Source organism: Amycolatopsis sp. YIM 10 (assembly GCF_009429145.1).
Classification (GTDB): domain Bacteria; phylum Actinomycetota; class Actinomycetes; order Mycobacteriales; family Pseudonocardiaceae; genus Amycolatopsis.
The window spans coordinates 10,111,386-10,128,419 of the sequence record NZ_CP045480.1; the positions used below are offsets into that span (position 1 = coordinate 10,111,386).

Annotated in this window: 19 protein-coding genes; 11 read left to right on the plus strand and 8 right to left on the minus strand. The window is 69.8% G+C overall.

Features of this window, described 5'->3' with window-relative positions; translation table 11 throughout:
- Nucleotides 1-32: 32 nt before the first annotated feature.
- Both YIM_RS47120 and YIM_RS47125 read right to left on the minus strand, forming a co-directional pair.
- Nucleotides 33-569: a DoxX family protein gene (locus YIM_RS47120; RefSeq protein ID WP_153036501.1), complete on the minus strand. Its 537-nt coding sequence runs from the start codon at nt 567-569 to the stop codon at nt 33-35.
- A gap of 112 nt (nt 570-681) precedes the next feature.
- A complete protein-coding gene (locus YIM_RS47125; protein ID WP_153036502.1) occupies nt 682-1,719 on the minus strand; it encodes a glycerophosphodiester phosphodiesterase family protein in 1,038 nt (345 codons plus the stop codon).
- 59 nt (nt 1,720-1,778) lie between these two features.
- On the opposite strand from YIM_RS47125, the gene YIM_RS47130 reads away from it, so the two are divergent.
- The 8 genes from YIM_RS47130 (at nt 1,779) to YIM_RS47160 (ending at nt 9,070) form a co-directional block, all read left to right on the plus strand.
- Nucleotides 1,779-2,993 (plus strand): GNAT family N-acetyltransferase, encoded by a 1,215-nt coding sequence (locus YIM_RS47130; RefSeq protein ID WP_153036503.1) that lies wholly within the window; start codon nt 1,779-1,781, stop codon nt 2,991-2,993.
- Nucleotides 2,994-3,071: 78 nt separating this feature from the next.
- Nucleotides 3,072-3,818, plus strand: coding sequence for a MerR family transcriptional regulator (locus tag YIM_RS47135; RefSeq protein ID WP_153036504.1), 747 nt, complete (start codon nt 3,072-3,074; stop codon nt 3,816-3,818).
- A 106-nt stretch (nt 3,819-3,924) separates the two neighbouring features.
- The gene (locus tag YIM_RS47140) at nt 3,925-5,121 is read left to right on the plus strand and encodes an ATP-binding protein (RefSeq protein ID WP_153036505.1); all 1,197 of its coding nucleotides are present in this window, start codon (nt 3,925-3,927) and stop codon (nt 5,119-5,121) included.
- Nucleotides 5,122-5,376: 255 nt separating this feature from the next.
- On the plus strand, nt 5,377-5,526 hold the full coding sequence (locus YIM_RS48850; RefSeq protein ID WP_020669193.1) for a hypothetical protein: 150 nt from the start codon (nt 5,377-5,379) through the stop codon (nt 5,524-5,526).
- 314 nt (nt 5,527-5,840) lie between these two features.
- Nucleotides 5,841-6,788 (plus strand): helix-turn-helix domain-containing GNAT family N-acetyltransferase, encoded by a 948-nt coding sequence (locus YIM_RS47145; protein ID WP_153036506.1) that lies wholly within the window; start codon nt 5,841-5,843, stop codon nt 6,786-6,788.
- Nucleotides 6,789-6,862: 74 nt separating this feature from the next.
- A complete protein-coding gene (locus tag YIM_RS47150; protein WP_153036507.1) occupies nt 6,863-7,222 on the plus strand; it encodes a YciI family protein in 360 nt (119 codons plus the stop codon).
- Nucleotides 7,219-8,421, plus strand: coding sequence for an RNA polymerase sigma factor (locus tag YIM_RS47155; protein WP_153036508.1), 1,203 nt, complete (start codon nt 7,219-7,221; stop codon nt 8,419-8,421). The genes YIM_RS47150 and YIM_RS47155 overlap by 4 nt, the downstream gene beginning before the upstream one ends.
- A gap of 31 nt (nt 8,422-8,452) precedes the next feature.
- On the plus strand, nt 8,453-9,070 hold the full coding sequence (locus YIM_RS47160) for a hypothetical protein (protein ID WP_153036509.1): 618 nt from the start codon (nt 8,453-8,455) through the stop codon (nt 9,068-9,070).
- Between the two features lie 11 nt (nt 9,071-9,081).
- Here the strand turns inward: YIM_RS47160 and mctP are convergent, their stop codons facing one another.
- Together mctP and YIM_RS47170 are read right to left on the minus strand one after the other, a co-directional pair.
- The gene (gene mctP, locus YIM_RS47165) at nt 9,082-10,725 is read right to left on the minus strand and encodes a monocarboxylate uptake permease MctP (RefSeq protein WP_153036510.1); all 1,644 of its coding nucleotides are present in this window, start codon (nt 10,723-10,725) and stop codon (nt 9,082-9,084) included.
- On the minus strand, nt 10,722-11,003 hold the full coding sequence (locus YIM_RS47170; RefSeq protein WP_153036511.1) for a DUF3311 domain-containing protein: 282 nt from the start codon (nt 11,001-11,003) through the stop codon (nt 10,722-10,724). The genes mctP and YIM_RS47170 overlap by 4 nt, the downstream gene beginning before the upstream one ends.
- A gap of 172 nt (nt 11,004-11,175) precedes the next feature.
- Between YIM_RS47170 and YIM_RS47175 the strand changes: the two genes are divergently transcribed.
- Entirely contained in the window at nt 11,176-12,054 is an 879-nt protein-coding gene (locus YIM_RS47175) for a septum formation family protein (RefSeq protein ID WP_153036512.1), read from the plus strand.
- A gap of 133 nt (nt 12,055-12,187) precedes the next feature.
- Entirely contained in the window at nt 12,188-13,804 is a 1,617-nt protein-coding gene (locus YIM_RS47180) for an alpha/beta hydrolase (protein WP_153036513.1), read from the plus strand.
- A gap of 24 nt (nt 13,805-13,828) precedes the next feature.
- Here YIM_RS47180 and YIM_RS47185 read toward each other — a convergent pair whose 3' ends face one another.
- Nucleotides 13,829-13,990: a hypothetical protein gene (locus YIM_RS47185; protein ID WP_153036514.1), complete on the minus strand. Its 162-nt coding sequence runs from the start codon at nt 13,988-13,990 to the stop codon at nt 13,829-13,831.
- Between the two features lie 178 nt (nt 13,991-14,168).
- Between YIM_RS47185 and YIM_RS47190 the strand changes: the two genes are divergently transcribed.
- Nucleotides 14,169-14,435 carry a helix-turn-helix domain-containing protein gene (locus tag YIM_RS47190; protein WP_153036515.1) on the plus strand — a complete coding sequence of 89 codons (267 nt, stop codon included), beginning with the start codon at nt 14,169-14,171 and terminating at the stop codon, nt 14,433-14,435.
- Here the strand turns inward: YIM_RS47190 and YIM_RS47195 are convergent.
- From YIM_RS47195 to YIM_RS47205, 3 genes are read right to left on the minus strand one after another with little or no spacing between them, the layout of a single operon-like run.
- Entirely contained in the window at nt 14,432-15,022 is a 591-nt protein-coding gene (locus YIM_RS47195; RefSeq protein ID WP_153036516.1) for an EndoU domain-containing protein, read from the minus strand. The two genes, YIM_RS47190 and YIM_RS47195, sit on opposite strands and share 4 nt — an antisense overlap.
- Nucleotides 15,023-15,061: 39 nt before the next feature.
- Entirely contained in the window at nt 15,062-16,399 is a 1,338-nt protein-coding gene (locus tag YIM_RS47200; RefSeq protein ID WP_153036517.1) for a hypothetical protein, read from the minus strand.
- Complete coding sequence (locus tag YIM_RS47205; RefSeq protein WP_153036518.1) at nt 16,396-17,010, minus strand: ABC transporter ATP-binding protein; 615 nt, start codon at nt 17,008-17,010, stop codon at nt 16,396-16,398. Before YIM_RS47205 ends, YIM_RS47200 begins: the two co-directional genes overlap by 4 nt.
- Between the last annotated feature and the right edge of the window lie 24 nt (nt 17,011-17,034).

Here is a 17,034-nt window from a genome sequence, read left to right on the forward strand (position 1 = left end):
GGAAAGCCACCTTCACGGCATGGGCGCGAGTGTCAGTTGGCGAGCTGCTTCGCGCGCTTGCGGGCCTTCTTGGTCTGCTTCCCGGCGGACTTCTGCAGCGTCTGCGCCTGCTTGCCCGCCACCTTCGCGGCCTTCTTCGCGCGCCAGCCCAGCGACGGCTTCCCGTGCGTGTCGGCGGCGGCGATCATCAGGCCACCGGCCAGGCCCGCGTTCTTCAGGAAGTGGATCAGCTGCTGCTGCTTCGCCTGCTCGTCCTTCTCCGCCCAGAACGGGTGACCGGCCACCGTCGTCGGCACCAGGCTGCCGAGCAGCACCAACGCGGACAGCCGCGGCGCCTTGCCCAGCGCGAACAGCGAACCGGCGGCGATCTTCAGCACGGCGTCCACCCGGACGAGGGTCACCGGGTCGGTGGGGACCTGCTCGGGCAGCCGGTCGGCGTAGCGGCCGATCGTGCTGTCCAGCAACGGCTTGGCGGCTTCGGCGTGGCCCTCCGCCTGCCGCAGCGCGTTGATGCCGCCGCTGATGAAGATCGACGCGAGCAGTGGACGGGCCAATCGACGCAGAATCACGGGGTCACCTCTCCGACAACAGGTCAAGCTTGCTTCGAACGTACCCAAATCCCACGGTTCCTACCCGCCTATGGGGCTTTCTAGTGCCAGAACTAGAAAGCCCCATACCCCGTTAGTGAACGGAATACGCCCGCGGCAGCGCGAACCCGCGCTCGGCGGCGACCTCCCGGAGCCGGTTCGGGTAGTCGGTGATGATGCCGTCCACGCCGTCGTCGATCAGCTTGTGCATGGTCGGCTTGTCGTTGATGGTCCACGGGATCACCTTCAGCCCCGCCCGGTGTGCCTCGTCGACCAGCGCCTCCGTGGTGAACGGGACGTAGTTCGGGTCGTTGACCGAGCCGCCCTGCGGATTGCCGTGCACCGGCGAGAGCGCGCTCGCGCCGAACGACTTCACCGCGCGCACCGGGCTGCCGCCGAAGTCGTCGATGTCCAGCCCGCCCAGCCACGGCGACTTGCCCGGCTGCCCGGCCTGGAGGAACTCCGGCTGGGTCAGCGCCACCGTCTTCAGCCACGGCGCGGTCCGGCGCATCAGCATGAGCGCGCCCCAGTCGAAGCTCTGGACGGTGGTGTGGTGCGCGAAGCCGGAGAAGGTGATCTCGCGGGCGGCCCGCTCGACGAACTGCTCGCGCGGCGCGGTTTCGTGCGGCGCGGCCGCCTCCACCTTGGTCTCCACGTTGAACCGGATGCCCCACGCCCGGTACTGCCGTGCCAGGTCGAACACCTCGCGCAGGGTCGGCATCTTCGCGCCGGGTGAGAGCTGCTGGTCCGGGTGGTTCGGCTGCTTCTGCGAGCCGCAGTCCAGCGTCCGAACCTGCGCGAAGGTCAGGTCCTTGACGTACTTGCCCGCGTACGGGAAGGCCGGGTCGCCGGGGAACGCGGGCTGGGTGTCGGCGCATTTCGCCGGATTGGTCTTGCGGTCGTGCGTGACCACGTCCCGGCCGTCCTTGGTGATCTGGATGTCCAGTTCCAGCGTGGTGACGCCGAGTTCGAGCGCGGTGGAGAAGGCGGCGAGCGTGCCCTCGACGGTCAGCCCGATGCCGCCGCGATGCGCCTGGATGTCGAATTCCTTGCGGGGATGCGCCTGCGCGACGGAACCGCCGAGCACGGTCACCGCGACCGCCGCGACCAGCGCTTTGGGGAGGATTCTCATGGTCGGCGAGCCTTCCAGGCCCAAGCGACTTCGAGGTGAACCCTGGAAGGATCATGGCCATGACCGACTTCACCGTCCGGCACCCGGAGGAGCACGAACGACGGCCGACGCAGAACATGGTCGCCCGCGCACTGCACTACCGGCCATTCACCGACGAGCAGTGGGCGTTCGGCGAGCATCTGCTCAGCGCCGAGCGGACCTTCGGCGCCTACGAGGACGGCCTGCCGATCGGGATGACCTCGTCCGCCGCCGTCGACCTGGCGGTGCCCGGCGGACAGGTGCCCGCGGCCGCGGTGGCCTGGGTGGGCGTGCGCGCGGACCGCACCCGCCGCGGGGTGGTGAGCGAACTGCTGACCACCCAGTTGCGCGACTGCCGTGAGCGCGGTGAGCCGGTGGCCGCACTGCACGCGAGCGAGGCCACCATCTACGGCCGGTTCGGTTACGGCGTCTCGTGCCAGGCCAAGTACGTCGTGGTCGACCGCACGCGGGCGCGGATGCGAGCGGACGTGCCGTCGACCGGCTCGGTGCGCCTGCTGTCCGACGCCGAGGCGCCGACCGTGCCGCGGGAGATTTACCGGGCGATCGACCTGCACCGGCCCGGCATGATCACGCGCGATGAGCCGTGGTGGCGATGGGGGCACGACCGCGTCCTCGAACGCGACGGCCGTCTGGTCGCCGTGCACCGTGACCACCACGGCGTCGACGACGGGTTCGCCGTGTACCGCCCGGTCTCGCTCGGCACCTTCGAGCAGCCCGTCGCGGGCGGGGCCCTGGACGTGGTCGACCTGCACGCCGCGAACCCGGGCGCGCTCGCCGGGCTGTGGCGGTTCCTGCTGTCGATCGACCTGGTGGCGAAGATCCGCGTCAAGTCCCGGCCGGTCGACGAGCCGATCGACCTGATGCTGGAGGACCCGAGGGCGGCCACCGTCACTGGGCTTCACGATCACCTGTGGATACGGCTGGCCGATGTGCCGCAAGCGCTTGCGTCCAGGACTTATGCCCATGCCGAGCCGGTGGTGCTCGAAGTGCGCGACCCCCGGCTGCCGGAGAACGAGGGCCGCTACCGGATCGGCCCGGACGGCGTGGAGCGCACCTCGGCCGACGCTGGCCTCACGCTGGACGTGGACACGCTCGGCATGCTCTACCTCGGCGGGTGGCCGGCCAGTGCGCTGGCCGGGATCGGGCGGGTTCACGCTGTTGATCCATCCGCCCTGACCAGGGCGGATGCGTTGTTCAGTTGGGCTCGGCCGCCGTGGTGCGGCACCGATTTCTGATTCGGGGTTGACCTTGACGTTGCGTCAACTTCTACCGTGGAACCCATCAGCGAACGAGGTCTGAGGAAGGCGGACGCGATGGAGTGGTCGATCCAGGACATCGCGCGCACGGCCGGGACCACCAGCCGCACCCTGCGCCACTACGGGCAGGTCGGGCTGCTGGAACCGACCAGGATCGGCCGCAACGGCTACCGCTACTACGACGACCGCGCGCTGGTGCGCCTGCAGCGGATCCTGCTGCTGCGGGAGCTGGGGCTCGGGCTGCCCGCCATCGCCGAGGTGCTGGCCGGGGAGCAGGACACCGCCGCTGCCCTGCGCACCCATCTCGAGCTGCTCGAACAGGAACGGGACCGGATCGGGCGGCAGATCGAGTCGGTGCGGACGACCCTGCGGAAAACGGAAGGAGGTGAGCAACTGATGGCGGAAGAGGTTTTCGACGGGTTCGACCACACCCGGTACAAGGACGAGGTGGTCGAGCGCTGGGGCAAGGACGCCTACGAGAAGGGCGACCGCTGGTGGACCTCGCTGAGCGCCGAGGAGAAGAAGGCGTTCCAGCAGGAACAGGTCGACATCGCCCGCGACTTCGCCGACGCGATGCGGGCCGGGGAGCCCGCGGACGGCGAGGTGGCGCAGGCGATCACCCGGCGCCAGCACGACTGGCTGGCGAAGACGGTCGACGTGAGCAAGAGCTACTTCATCGGACTGGGCGAGATGTACGTGTCCGATGAGCGGTTCACGGCCGTCTACGACCAGCACGGCACGGGGAACGCGGAGTACATCCGCGACGCGATGAAGGTCTACGGGGAGCGCAACCTCACCGACTAGTCGCTGTCCCGGACCGGTGGCCAGGGCTGCAGACCTGGCCACGACACGCCTCGGGATTTCTGGCTCATTATCGGTGGGGCGCTAGAAAGCCCGATACGGTTCGATAGTGGACCCCATCCGCAACCCGTTCGCCCCCGGCGCCGGCCAGCGCCCGCCCGAGCTGGCGGGGCGGGAACGCGAGCTGCACGCCTTCGAGGTGGTGCTGGAACGGGTCGCACGGGGACGTCCGGAACGCAGCCTGGTGCTGACCGGCCTGCGAGGCGTCGGCAAAACGGTGCTGCTCGGGGAACTGCGCGCGATGGCGGTCCGGCACGGCTGGGGCGCGGGAAAGATCGAGGCACGGCCGGACGCCGAACTGCGGCGGCCGCTGTCGGCGGCGTTGCACCGGGCGATCCGCGATCTGGCGGTCCGGCACCGCGCGCCGGACCGGGTGGAGTCGGTGCTGGGCGTGCTCAAGGCGTTCGCCCTGCGGGCCGCGAAGCCGGACGCGAAGCTGCGCGACCGCTGGCAGCCGGGTATCGACGTGCCCGCCGCGCAGGGGCGCGCGGATTCCGGTGACATCGAGATCGACCTGGTGGAGTTGTTCACCGACGTCGCCGAACTGGCCGCGGACGTGGGCACCGGGGTCGCGCTGCTGATCGACGAGATCCAGGACCTCGGCGCGGAGGACGTCTCGGCGTTGTGCGCGTCGTGCCATGAGCTGTCGCAGTCGGGCGCGCCGCTGGTGGTCGTCGGCGCGGGGTTGCCGCACGTGCCCGCGGTGCTGTCGGCGTCGAAGTCCTACTCGGAACGGCTTTTCCGGTACGCCCGGATCGACCGGCTGGACCGCGAGGACGCCGATCGCGCGGTGCTCGCGCCGATCGACCGGGAAGACGCCGGGATCGAGCCGGAAGCGCTGGACGCCCTGTTCGACGCCTCGGGCGGCTACCCGTACTTCATCCAGGCCTACGCGAAGGCCGCCTGGGACGCCGCGCCGGACGACCCGATCACGGTCAAGGACGTGCAGGTCGCCGCGCCGGAGGCGGAGTCGGAGCTGGCCGTCGGGTTCTTCGGCTCGCGGTACGAGCGCGCCACCCCGGCGGAGCGGGAGTACCTGCTCGCCATGGCCGAGCTGACGCAGGGCCGCGACGAGGCCGCGAGCACCTCGGACGTGGCCGTCTACCTGGGGCGGAAGCCCTCCAGCCTGTCGCCGGCACGGGACAGCCTGATGAAGAAGGGCCTGGTGTACTCGGCGGAACGAGGGCGGATCGCCTTCACCGTGCCGCACTTCGGCCACTACCTGCTCAGCCGCATCGACGACTGACGACGACCGGTTCCGGGCCGTCGGTGCCGATAGCTGTGTCTGCATCTTTATAGCGAAATCACTATAAAGCCCAATGAAGGGGCAGAGTCACTACACGGCTGAGGTTCGTTAGGTGTTGAGTGTCGTTTGCCGATGATTCATCGGCCCGTGCGCCAGATCACCGGATAATCATTGGCGATCTCGGGCGAAGTCGGGCATACTAGACCACGTAAGCCGAGAGATCCAGCGAAACCCTTGAAGGGGATGCACACACCGATGAACAACATCGCCGCCAAGCTCCGTGCCCGCCGCGCCGAGGCTCGCACTCGCCGGGCACTGAACCGGGCGATCGACACCGCGGCCACCGCGACCGTTCGTCAGGAGCTCATCGCGATCGCCCAGGCCCGTCAGCCCCACATGCGCTGACCCCTCGTGAGCAGGGTGGATTTTCACCCACACGAGTGACGTAGAACACAATACGACTGGGGTGTAACGCCACACGACATGGCGTCGATACCCCCAATGACCCCGTGATGCTGGCGGACCCCCGACCTGGCAGCATCACGGGGTTTCCACGTGTTTGGGCTCGCTTCGCATCGCCCTGCACCGTGGCCGTGAGCTGCGTATGTCCCGGGGGCCGAGCCCCCGCGGTGCGAGTTCCTCACCCTTGGCGAGCGCTGATCCCGTTGGTGAGGAACCAACGCCGGTCTTCAACTCTTGTCAGGATCACGTGTGGGGTAATGGTTGACTTTGGCAAAGGTATTTGTTGTGGTGGTCAAGTGGACAGGGTGCGAGAGGTTCGGGCGTTCAACCGGCTCTACACACGGGTGATCGGGGTGCTCAACGAGGGGCCGGTGGATGCGGAGTACTCGTTGAGCGAGACCCGCGTGTTGTTCGAGTTGGCGCGGCGTGAGTGGACTGAGGTCGGGGAGTTGCGGCGCGTGCTCGAGCTGGACGCCGGGTACGCCAGCCGATTGCTGGCGAGCCTTGCCGAGCGCGGGCTGTTGGTCCGGGAGCGCAGTCCGGAGGATGCGCGTCGGCAGGTTGTGCGGTTGACGGAGCGTGGGCGCGAGGTGTTCGCCGTGCTGGATCGGCGCAGTTCCGAGCAGGTCGGCGAGCTGCTCGCGCGGTTTGGGGAGCAGCACCAGGTCGAGTTGTTGGAAGCGATGGCCACGATCTCCCGGATCGTCGGCGGCGAGCCCGATCCGACGGTGGTGTTGCGCGCGCCTCGTGCCGGTGACCTCGGCTGGGTGGTGCACCGCCACGGCGCGGTCTACACCAAGGAGTACGGCTGGAACGACCGGTTCGAGTCGCTGGTCGCGCGGGTGGTATCGGACTACCTGGCCCATCGTGATCCGGCGTGTGAGGCGGCGTGGATCGCCGAGCTGAACGGCGAGCGGGTCGGGTCGATCATGTGCACTCGCGGAGCGGACGAGCAGACCGCCAAGCTGCGGCTGCTCCTGGTGGAGCCAAGTGCGCGGGGCCACGGTGTCGGGGCGCGGCTGGTCACCGAGTGCGTGTCGTTCGCGAAGTCGGTCGGTTGCACCGCGGTGGAACTGTGGACGGTGAGCCTGCTGGCGTCGGCTCGCCGGATCTACCAGGCCGCCGGGTTCGAGCTGGTCGACGAGCAGCCGACCAGCGATTTCGGGCCCGCGCTCACCGGTCAGACCTGGCGGCTGAAGTTATAAGGTCGTGGTGTCGATTCCGGCCGGGGCTTGTTCGTCTGCTGAGCACTGACCACCACCGAGCCTGGAGGCAACGGATGCCCGACTACATCGGCCTGCTCCGCCGCGAGGAGCGCAGCGTCGAGAACCTCAGCCCGGACGAGGCGCAGCGTGTGCTCGAGCTGTACCTGGACTGGACGAACCGGCTGGACCAGGAGGGCAGGTTGCGCGCCAGCCATCCGCTGACCAGGACCGGCCGCCTGCTCCGCGCGGACGGTGACGCGCTGAGCACCACCGACGGGCCGCACACCGAGTCCGCCGAGATCGTCGGTGGGTACATCACCATCACCGCCGACGACTACGACCAGGCCACCAAGATCTTCGGCACCCACCCGCACCTGCGGTTCGGGCCGATCGAGGTGCGCCGGATCGCGGACGAGAGCTGCTCGGAGGAATGAGCACCGCGGCCGGCGTGGTGGAGCACCTGTTCCGGCACAGTTCGGGCCAGATCACCGCCACGCTGGCCCGCGCGCTCGGCCCGGCCAGGCTGGACCTCGCCGAGGAAGCGGTGGCCGACGCCATCGAGCAGGCGTTGCGCACCTGGCCGCACCACGGCGTGCCGGACAACGCGCGCGGCTGGCTCTTCCGCGCGGCCCGCAACCGCGCGATCGACCTGCTGCGCCGCGAGGACTCCTTGCGCGCCAAGCTCCCGCTGCTGGTCGACCGGCTCGACGAACCCGCCGGAGCCGATGACGAGCTGACCATGATGGTGCTCTGCTGTCATCCCGAGCTGCCGGTGCCCGCGCAGGTGGCGCTCACCCTGAAGACCGTCGGCGGGCTGGGCGTCGGCGAGATCGCCGCGGCGCTGCTGACCAAACCGGCCACGGTGGCGCAGCGGCTGGTGCGGGCCAAGCGCTGGCTGGCCGGGAAGTCGTTCGCGCTACCGCCCGACGACGCGCTCGAATCCAGAGTGGACAGTGTGCTGGCGGTGCTCTACCTGTTGTTCAACGAGGGCTACCAGGCCAGCAGCGGGCAGGACGCGATCCGCGGCGAGCTGTGCGGTGAGGCCATCCGGCTGACCAGGTTGCTGCTGGCGGACCCGCGCACGGACACCCCGCGTGCCCGCGCCCTGCTGGCGCTGATGTTGTTGCAGGCCAGCCGGTTGCCCGCGCGGGTCGACGCCGACGGCGACCTGCTGCTGCTGTCCGAACAGGACCGTTCGCGCTGGGACCGGGCGATGATCACCGAGGGCACGCGGGTGTTCGCCACCGCGTGCACCGGGCCCGAGCTGTCGGCGTACCACGTGGAAGCGGCGATCGCCGTCTGCCACACGACGGCCGGGACCGACTGGCCACGGGTGGTCGGCCTGTACGACCAGCTGCTCGCGCTGCGGCCGTCGCCGGTCGGCAGGCTGAACCGGGCGATCGCGCTGGCGATGGCCGAGGGCCCCGCGGCGGGCATCGCCGAACTGGAGCTGCTCGAAGACGAGCCGCGGCTGGCCGCCTACCCGCTGCTCCCGGCCGCACTCGGCGCGCTGTGGCTCCAGGCGGGCGAACCGGCGAACGCGGCCCGCTACTACCGCGCGGCACTGGCCCTGCCCGGGTCCGAGCCGCAGCACCGGTTCCTGCGACAGCGCCTGGACACCTGCGAGACATGAGCTGGTGAACTTGCGCTGGTAGACCGCGTTTGTGGACGCATACGTGGACGGCTACTGCGAGCGCGTGGCGCCGGGGTTGTGGGGCGAGCCGCTCAACACGGTGAGCAATGTGGCGTTCCTGGTCGCCGCGGTCCTGATCTGGCGGCGGGCGCGGGGGCCGGTCGCGCGCACGCTGGCCGTGCTGCTCGGGCTGATCTGCCTGGCGAGCACCGCGTTCCACGCGCTGGCCACCGGCTGGGCGGGCGCCGCCGACACCGGGTTCATCCTGGTTTTTGTGCTGTACTACGCGGTCGCGTTCACGCACCTGTTCCTCGGCGTGCCGTGGCGGTGGGCCTGGCTCGCCGCGCCCGCGTTCCTCGCCGTCACGATCGGCGTCGCCGCGCTGGGCGGCGGTATGTACCTGTCCGCGTTGCTGGGGGTGTTCGTGTTCGCCGCGCTGCTCGCGCGGACCCCGCACTGGCCGCGGTTCGCCGTCGCCGGTGGGGTCTTCGCCGTCTCGCTCGGCCTGCGCACCGCGGACCACAGCGTGTGCGGGAGCTTCCCGGCAGGCACGCACTTTCTCTGGCACCTGCTCAACGGCGTGGTGCTGTACCTGGTCTCGGCCGGGGTCGTGCGGGTGGAAGCCCGCCCGACCCCGGCCATGACCTGAACCAGTGCCGGCTAGTGCACGCCGACGGCGCGCAGGTTCTTGTCGTCCTCGTCGACGTGGTAGTCCGGGTCGTTGGTCTGGTCGGTGCCGTTGGCCACCTTGAGGCGACGGGCGAGCAGGGTGACCAGCACCGCCACCACCAGGTTCGCCGCCAGCGCCACCACACCCACGTAGATCTGCACCTGGGAACCGGCGAACGGCTGCCAGCCGAACAGGTTCAGCTTGTCCAGCGGGAGCGCCGAACCGCCGAAGTGCGCCTTGCCGGTGGCCGGGTTGGGGATGTTGTAGAGCAGGATCATGCCCCAGCCCATGCCGACCACCCAGCCGGTGACCAGGCCCCAGATGTGGAACCACCTGGTGTAGAGCGACAACGCCACCGCGGGCAGGGTCTGCAGGATGATCACGCCGCCGATCAGCTGCAGGTCGATGGAGAACTGCGGATCGATGAACAGGATGAACGCCACCGCGCCGAACTTGACGATCAGCGAGGCGAGCTTGGCCTGCTTGGCCTCCTGCTTCGGCGTGGCGTCCTTCTTCAGGAACTCCTTGTAGACGTTGCGCGTCCACAGGTTCGCCGCGGCGATGGACATGATCGCGGCGGGCACCAGCGCGCCGATGCCGATCGCGGCGAAGGCGATGCCGGTGAACCACGACGGGAACTGGTCGGCGAACAGCTGCGGGATGATCGTGTTGCCGTCCGGCCGCCCGGTGGCCTCGTTGGTGATCGCCTTGGTCCCGGCCGCGATCGCCACGAACCCGAGCAGGGCCAGCAGCCCGAGCAGCAGCGAGTACGCGGGCAGCGCGGACATGTTCCGCTTGATCACGGTGCGCCCGCGTGAGGCGAGCACCCCGGTCACCGAGTGCGGGTAGAGGAACAGCGCCAGCGCCGAACCGAACGCCAGCGTCGCGTACTGGAGCTGGTTGTTCGGGTTCAGGAAGATGCCGTCCGAGGGCGACGGGGAGGCGTCGAACTTGGCGTCCGCCGCGTTGAAGATGGACTCCCAGCCACCGAGCTTGCTCGGCAGGTAGAGCACCGCGACCAGGATCACGATGTAGATCAGGATGTCCTTGACGAACGCGATCAGCGCCGGCGCCCGCAGCCCGGACTGGTAGGTGTAGACCGCCAGGATGACAAACGCGATCAGCAGCGGCAGGTGGCCGAGGAAGCCGCTGGCGTTGAAGCCCAGCGTCCGCAGCACCGACTCCAGGCCGACCAGCTGCAGCGCGATGTAGGGCATGGTGGCGACGATGCCGGTGATCGCGACCAGCGTGGCCAGCAGCGGTGAGCCGTAGCGGCCCTTCACGAAGTCGGCGGGCGTGACGTAGCCGTGCGAGCGCGAGACCGACCACAACCGCAGCAGCGGCAGGAAAACGATCGGGTAGGCGATGATCGTGTACGGCAGCGCGAAGAAGCCGGTCGCCCCGGCGCCGAACAGCAGCGCGGGCACCGCGACGAAGGTGTAGGCGGTGTAGAGGTCACCGCCGATCAGGAACCAGGTGATCCACGAGCCGAACTTGCGCCCGCCGAGCCCCCATTCGTCGAGGTGGTCGAGGGTGTCCCCGGCCTTCCACCGCGATGCCACGAAGCCCAGCGCGGTGACCAGCGCGAAGAGCAGGGCGAAGACGATCAGCTCGACCCATTGAATGCCGCTCACCGGGCGCTCCCCTCGTCCAGCTCGTCCACATCGGACTCGGGGGTCCCGGTCCTGGTGGTCGGCTTCTTCTTGGTCATCAGGTAGACCGCGCTGGTGCACAGCACACCGACGGCGATGCCGGCGAACTGGAACCAGTAGAAGAACGGCATCCCGAACAGGCGGGGTTCTTCGAAGTTGTAGAGGGGGGTGATCACGACCCACAACGGGATGATCAGCAGCAGGTTCCACGGGCTGAACACCAGCCCGGCAACCCGGCCCCCGGGCTTACCGGTCGACATGTGGCCTCACCAAAACTCCTCTTCGAGCACTCCGGCGGAGATCGCGTTGACCTTAGAACTTCCGCCTCCCCACGTCACCCATGTCCGGTATCGATTTGCTCCCGACGCCCGCGAGCTGGGAAAAACCTCCTCGGATAGGGTCGGGCGGCGAACCTGAGCGGGGGTGGCGGTAATGGCATCGCGGGCACGATCGACCGGCCGGAGACTGACCTTCGGGCTGCTCACCGCCGCGCTGGCGGTCTCCGGCTGCGCCACCGAGGTCGGCGGGCACGCGGTGGCGGGCCGCCCGGGAGCCGCCGAGCCCGCGCCCAGCAGCGCGCAGGCCCCCTCGGCCGAACCGGTCGCCGAACCGGGGCAGTGCGTGCTCGGCACCAGCCCGGCCCCGGTCGACTGCGCGAAACCACACCACGTCGAGGTGACCAAGGCGGGCACCTTCGGCGCGGACCTGCCCGCCGCGCGCCCCGAGGCGGACGTGATCTTCAAGGCGGCGCTGCCCGACTGCCGCGCCGAGGCCGCGAAGTACCTCGGCAGCACCGACTTCGACGCCACCACCCTGGCCGCCTGGATGCTCTGGGCGCCCGCCGACGACTGGGCCGCGGGCAACCGCTGGTACCGGTGCGGGGTGGCCCAGCTGGACGCCGACGGAAAGGCCGTCGAACGCACCGGCACGGTCAAAGGCGCGCTCACCGGCGAGAAGTTCTTCGATTTCCAGGTGTGCTCTTCGGTGAAACCGCTGGACGGCGCGGTTAAACGAATCGCGTGCACCGAACCGCACCATGCGGAGGGTCTCCGCGTGGTCACCATGGGCAAACCCACCGACCCGTTGCCGAGCCCGGAGGAATTCAATGCGGCGGCCCGGCCGGTCTGCGGTGAAACGCTCACCAAATACCTCGGTACGGCGACCCGCGACGATGTGGTCGCGACCTGGCGCTGGCCCAGCCAGACCGAGTGGGAACAGGGATTCACCAACCTGACCTGCTTCGCGCAAACAGATGTCGCCGTGACCAGGAAGTTACGGAACATCGGCACCGCACCGCTGCCGGGTGGCTGAACGGCGAATCCGACTAACGGCTGTTGCCGCCGGGCGTCGTCGGCCGATATCAATAACCCGCCATTGACTTTTCCCCGGCCCGGAAACGGGCAAAAGAGTGACCGGTACACCGAAGAGACAAGTGGGGCAACACATGAAAAGACTGCGCACAGCCGTGGTCATCCCGATGGTGGCGGGCGGCCTGCTGGCCGGTGTCACCCCGGCACTGGCCGCTCCGGCCGCGGCCGGGGCGCAACCGCTCAACTCGACCAACATCCCGGCGCAGTACGCGGACCAGGTGCTGAACTGGCACACCTGCACCGGCGACGAGCTGCCCACCGCGCCGCCGCCGGGCGCCGAGGGCATCGAGTGCGCGACGTACCGGACCCCGCGCAACTGGGACCGCACCGGCGACAAGATCGACCTGACCATCGCGGTGAGCAGGCTCAAGGCCACCGGCGGTGAGGCCACCGCCAGCGTGATCACCAACCCCGGTGGTCCCGGCGCGCCCGGCCGCAGCTTCCCGACCCGGCTGCGCAACCAGACCAAGCTGCGCGCCAGCCAGGAAGTGGTCGGCTTCGACCCGCGCGGCACCGGCAAGAGCACCAACATCACCTGCGGTGGCGCCATCGGCACCGGCGGTGACCTCGACCCGCGCGACCGGTCCAAGCCGAACCTGAACCTGATCCTGGACGCCACCAAGTACGCGGCGGACTCGTGCCAGGTGAAGTCCGGCGAGCTGGGCCCGCTGATCAACACCTACCAGACCACCCGCGACATCGACCTGCTGCGCGTGCTGCTCAAGCGCGACAAGATCAACTGGGTCGGTTACTCGGCGGGCACCTGGATGGGCGCGCACTACGCCACCCACTTCCCGACCCGCGTCGGCCGGTTCGTGCTGGACTCGGCCACCGAGTTCACCACCACCTGGCAGAAGTCGTTCGACTGGCAGCCGCTGGGCTTCGAGCGCCGCTGGCGCCAGGACTTCCTGCCGTGGCTGGCCAAGTACGACTCGGTCTACCACTGGGGCAGCACCGGTGAGGCCGCCCGCCAGACCTACGAGCAGGTCCGCGCCTCGCTCACGCAGAACCCGGTCGAGCTGGACGGCGAGAAGGTCAGCGCGGCCAAGTTCGACTCGACCATTCCCGGTTACCTCTACGCCAAGCGCAACTTCCCGGTGCTCGCCGAGTACCTGGTCGCGGTGCGCACGCTGACCGAGGGCAGCGCCACCGCCGAGCAGAAGTCGGCGGCGGTGCAGAAGGTCAAGGCGGAGCAGTCCAGCAAGGACGTGATCGGCCCGCAGCCGCTGATGGTGCCGACCGACTACGACGACGCCTACGACGCGAGCTTCTGGTCCATCCCGTGCAACGAGGGCCCGTGGACCGGGAACCGCAGCAGCGTGATCAAGCAGTCGCAGAAGCTGATCGACCAGGACCTGCCGCTGCTGGGCGCCGGCTGGCTGATCCAGCCGTGCATCTTCTGGAAGAACAAGCCGATCGCGCTGCCCAAGGTCAACGGCCAGGGCGTGCCGCCGGTGGTCATCGTGCAGTCGGTGCACGACCCGGCGACCCCGCTCGAAGGGGCGCAGCGCGCGCACCAGGCGTTCGCCAACTCGCGCATGCTGACCGTCACCGACGAGGGTGACCACGGCATCTACGCCGGTGGCAACGCGCCGGTGGACAAGGTCGTGGAGGACTACCTGGTCGACGGTGTGGTGCCGAACGACCAGAGCCTGCCGGGCCTGCCGCTGCCGGTGCCCCCGGGCGCGTGATCGGTCAAACCACGCAGTAGCTGTTCAGCCGCTCCGCGGCCGAGGGATCAGGGCCCCGCCGAGTTCACGCTCGGCGGGGCCTTTCTTCGCGCTCATGCAGGGTTGCTCGTGCCGGAGCGCTCCGCTGGCCAGTACCAGCAGCGTCACGCCGAGCCCGAGCACCAGCAGCGCCAAACCTGCGATCACGACCGTCGACCTCCTCGCTGGGGATGGTTTCGGGTGGGGCCGTAACTAGAGAGACGTGCGAGCCGGGCGTCCGGATACAAGATTTTGGGTGTCATTCAGGTTGCGGCCGAGTTACCCCCAACCTGTGCACAGATCTGTCCACACCCTGTGGGTGGTGTGGACAGCTAGGATGGGTGACATGGTGCGGGTTCCGTTGACCGAGGCAGAGCGAGTACGCGGCGAGCGGCTCGGCGCCGAACTGCGCGCCGCGCGTGGGGATCGGAGCATGGTCGAGGTGGCCGCGGAGGCCGGGATCTCGGTGGAGACCCTGCGCAAGATCGAGACCGGGCGCATTCCGACGCCCGCCTTCTTCACCGTCGCCGCCATCGCCGCGGCGGTCCGGCTGCCGCTGGACACGCTGCGCGAGGCCGTCGACCCGGCCGAACCGCTGACCAGGGTTTCCTAGCGCGGTACCGAACCGGGCTGCAACGCGGCGAGCACGCGCTCGCGGTCGTTCAGGAAGTGGCAGCCGGGCTGCGGGATGTCGTAGGTGTTGAGCAGCCGCTCGAAGTCGGCCAGCTCGTCCACGGTCAGCGGCAGGGGCTCGGCGACCAGGTGTGCGGCGAGCACATCGACCAGTTCTTCCCACTCCCCGGCGACGTACAGCTCGTGGTAGTGCGCCAGTTCCCAGCCGGGCAGCCGGTTCGCCAGCTGGGCGAGCAGGTTCTCGGCGTAGAAGCTGACCCGGCTCTCGGTGACGTCGGCGACGGTCGGATTGGCCGGGTCGGCGGCGGTGTCCGGATTGCGCACCACGCCCGGCCCCGCGGTCGGGAACCCGGTGTGCACCCGGCCGTCCGGTTCGACCAGCACCACGATGGACACGCCCTCGCGCACCCCGGCGGCTCGCCAGCGGCCGTTGCGCACCCGCCGCGGCGGCTCGTCCGGCCGGTTGGCCACGTCGGTGATCAGCCCGAGGATCCGGCTCGCGGACCAGCTCGCCGGGAACTCGGTGGTCGCCCGCCGACCGGTCCCCGCTGCGTGCCCACCACCCACGGTGACCTCCCTTCGCCGCTCCGAGACTAACCCGGGTGTTCAGCGGAGGCAGGACCACGTGGTGAGCACCAGGATCACCACCAGCACACCAGGGCCGAGCGGGGCCACGCTGAGCAGCAGTCCACCCAGCACGGCCAGGTCGGGACCCCTCGCCGCCTGGGTGATCAGCCGGATCGGGGTCTGGCCGAACGGGGTGTCGGTGACGCCGATGTTGTCGTAGCTGATCGGCGGTCGCGACGCCGTGCGCAGCACCGCGGCCGCGGCGAGCGGCAGCACGAGCCACGCCGCGGGCCCGAAGGACACCCCGAGCAGCAGGACCACCAGCGCCAGCACCGCCGCCCACGCCAGCAGCAGCCCGACGAAGACCAGTGCGAACGCGGCCCGCAACCGCAGGTCGCGCTCGTCGATCCAGCGGCGCAGGCCGGGACCGCGCCACAATTCACCGAGGCCGCCGCCGAACGGCATCAGCGCGGCGTACGCCGCCACCGCGACCACCGCGACCTCGGGCAACGCCGGGAACGCGAGCCTGGCCACCCCGGCGGCCACCGCGAGCAACACCGCGCTCGCCGCGTACCGCCGCCTGCCGAGCACCCCGGCCAGCGCCAATCCCCGGATCGAGGTAACCCGCACGGCCACCGGCCGCGCCGCGGGCAGCATCAGCAGCGGATCGAGAAAACTCACCGCGACCACCCGAACCACCCGTTCGCGCCACGCGGCGACCAGTTCCTCCCGGCTGGCGATCCGGGCGGCGAGCGGTCGCAGCGGCGAACCGGAACCCCAGGCCAGCACGACCGCGGCGAGCAGCATCACCGCACCGAAGGCCGACAGTGCCTTCGGTGGCGGCGCGGCCAGCGCCACCACCACCCCGGCACCGGCCAGCGCGATCGGCCCGGCCGCGACCCCGGTTTCCACCGGGCGCCGCGCCACCACCAGCGTCAGCGCCGAACTGCCGACCAGGAGCAGGCCGGCCGCGATCCAGCTCTCGGCCGGCGCGCGGTAGACGGCTGCACCGAGCGTGGTGGCGTAGCCGATGGCGAGCAGCCAGCCCAGCCACACGCGCCAGACCCGCGCGCCCAGCACGGGCACGCGGTCCACCGCGAGCCAGGTCAGCTCGGCCGGATCGGCCCAGCGGTAGCCACGGCGCAACTGGGAGCGGGCGGCGAGCCCGGACAGCACCAGCCCCACCGCGGCAGGCATCGATGAGTCCACTGTGGACCCGGTACCGAGCAGGAACTCGCGCCACCACGGCAACTTGCCGAACGCCGTGCCCAGCGCGCCGAGTCCGAAAACCACCAGGAAGCTGGTGGTGTCACCGGCGAACACCCCACCGAAACGCGGCCGCCCGGGAATCCGCACCCGGGTCGCCGTGGTGGTCATTCGGCGCCGGGAAGGGTGATCACCGACTCGGCGGTATCCAGCAGGGGCTGGTGGTGCGTGGCCACCACGATCGCGGCACCGTTCTCCTTGGCTCGGCGCACCAGTCCCGCCAGCCAGTCCCGGCCGTCGGCGTCGAGCGCGCGCTCGGGTTCGTCGAGCAACAGCACCTCGAACGGGCGGGCGGTCGCGCCCAGCAGCATCAGCCGCCGCCGCTGCCCCGCCGAAAGGCTGCCCGCGGCCACCCCGCTCCGTTCGTCGAGACCGGCTTCCGCGAGCAACCGCGCACTGTCCACTTCGGTACCGAAGCTTCCGGCGAGCAGTTCGATGTGCTGCACCGGGGTCAGTTCGGCGAAGACGTCGGAATCGTCCAGCAGCACCGAAACCTGCCGCCGGAACTCCACACTGCGCTCGTCGGGAATTCTCCCGGCCACCTCGACCCTTCCTTCGGCAGGCGCCTGCATACCGTAAAGAACCCGGAGCAGGCTCGATTTCCCGGCGCCGTTCGGGCCGACCAGCGCGAGGCACTCACCTTGACCCACCGCGCAGTCGAGCCCGCGGAACAGCCATTGCCTGCCCACGCGGATTCCCATGGATTCGGTGATGATCCCCATGCGCCGACCATACTCGCGATTCTC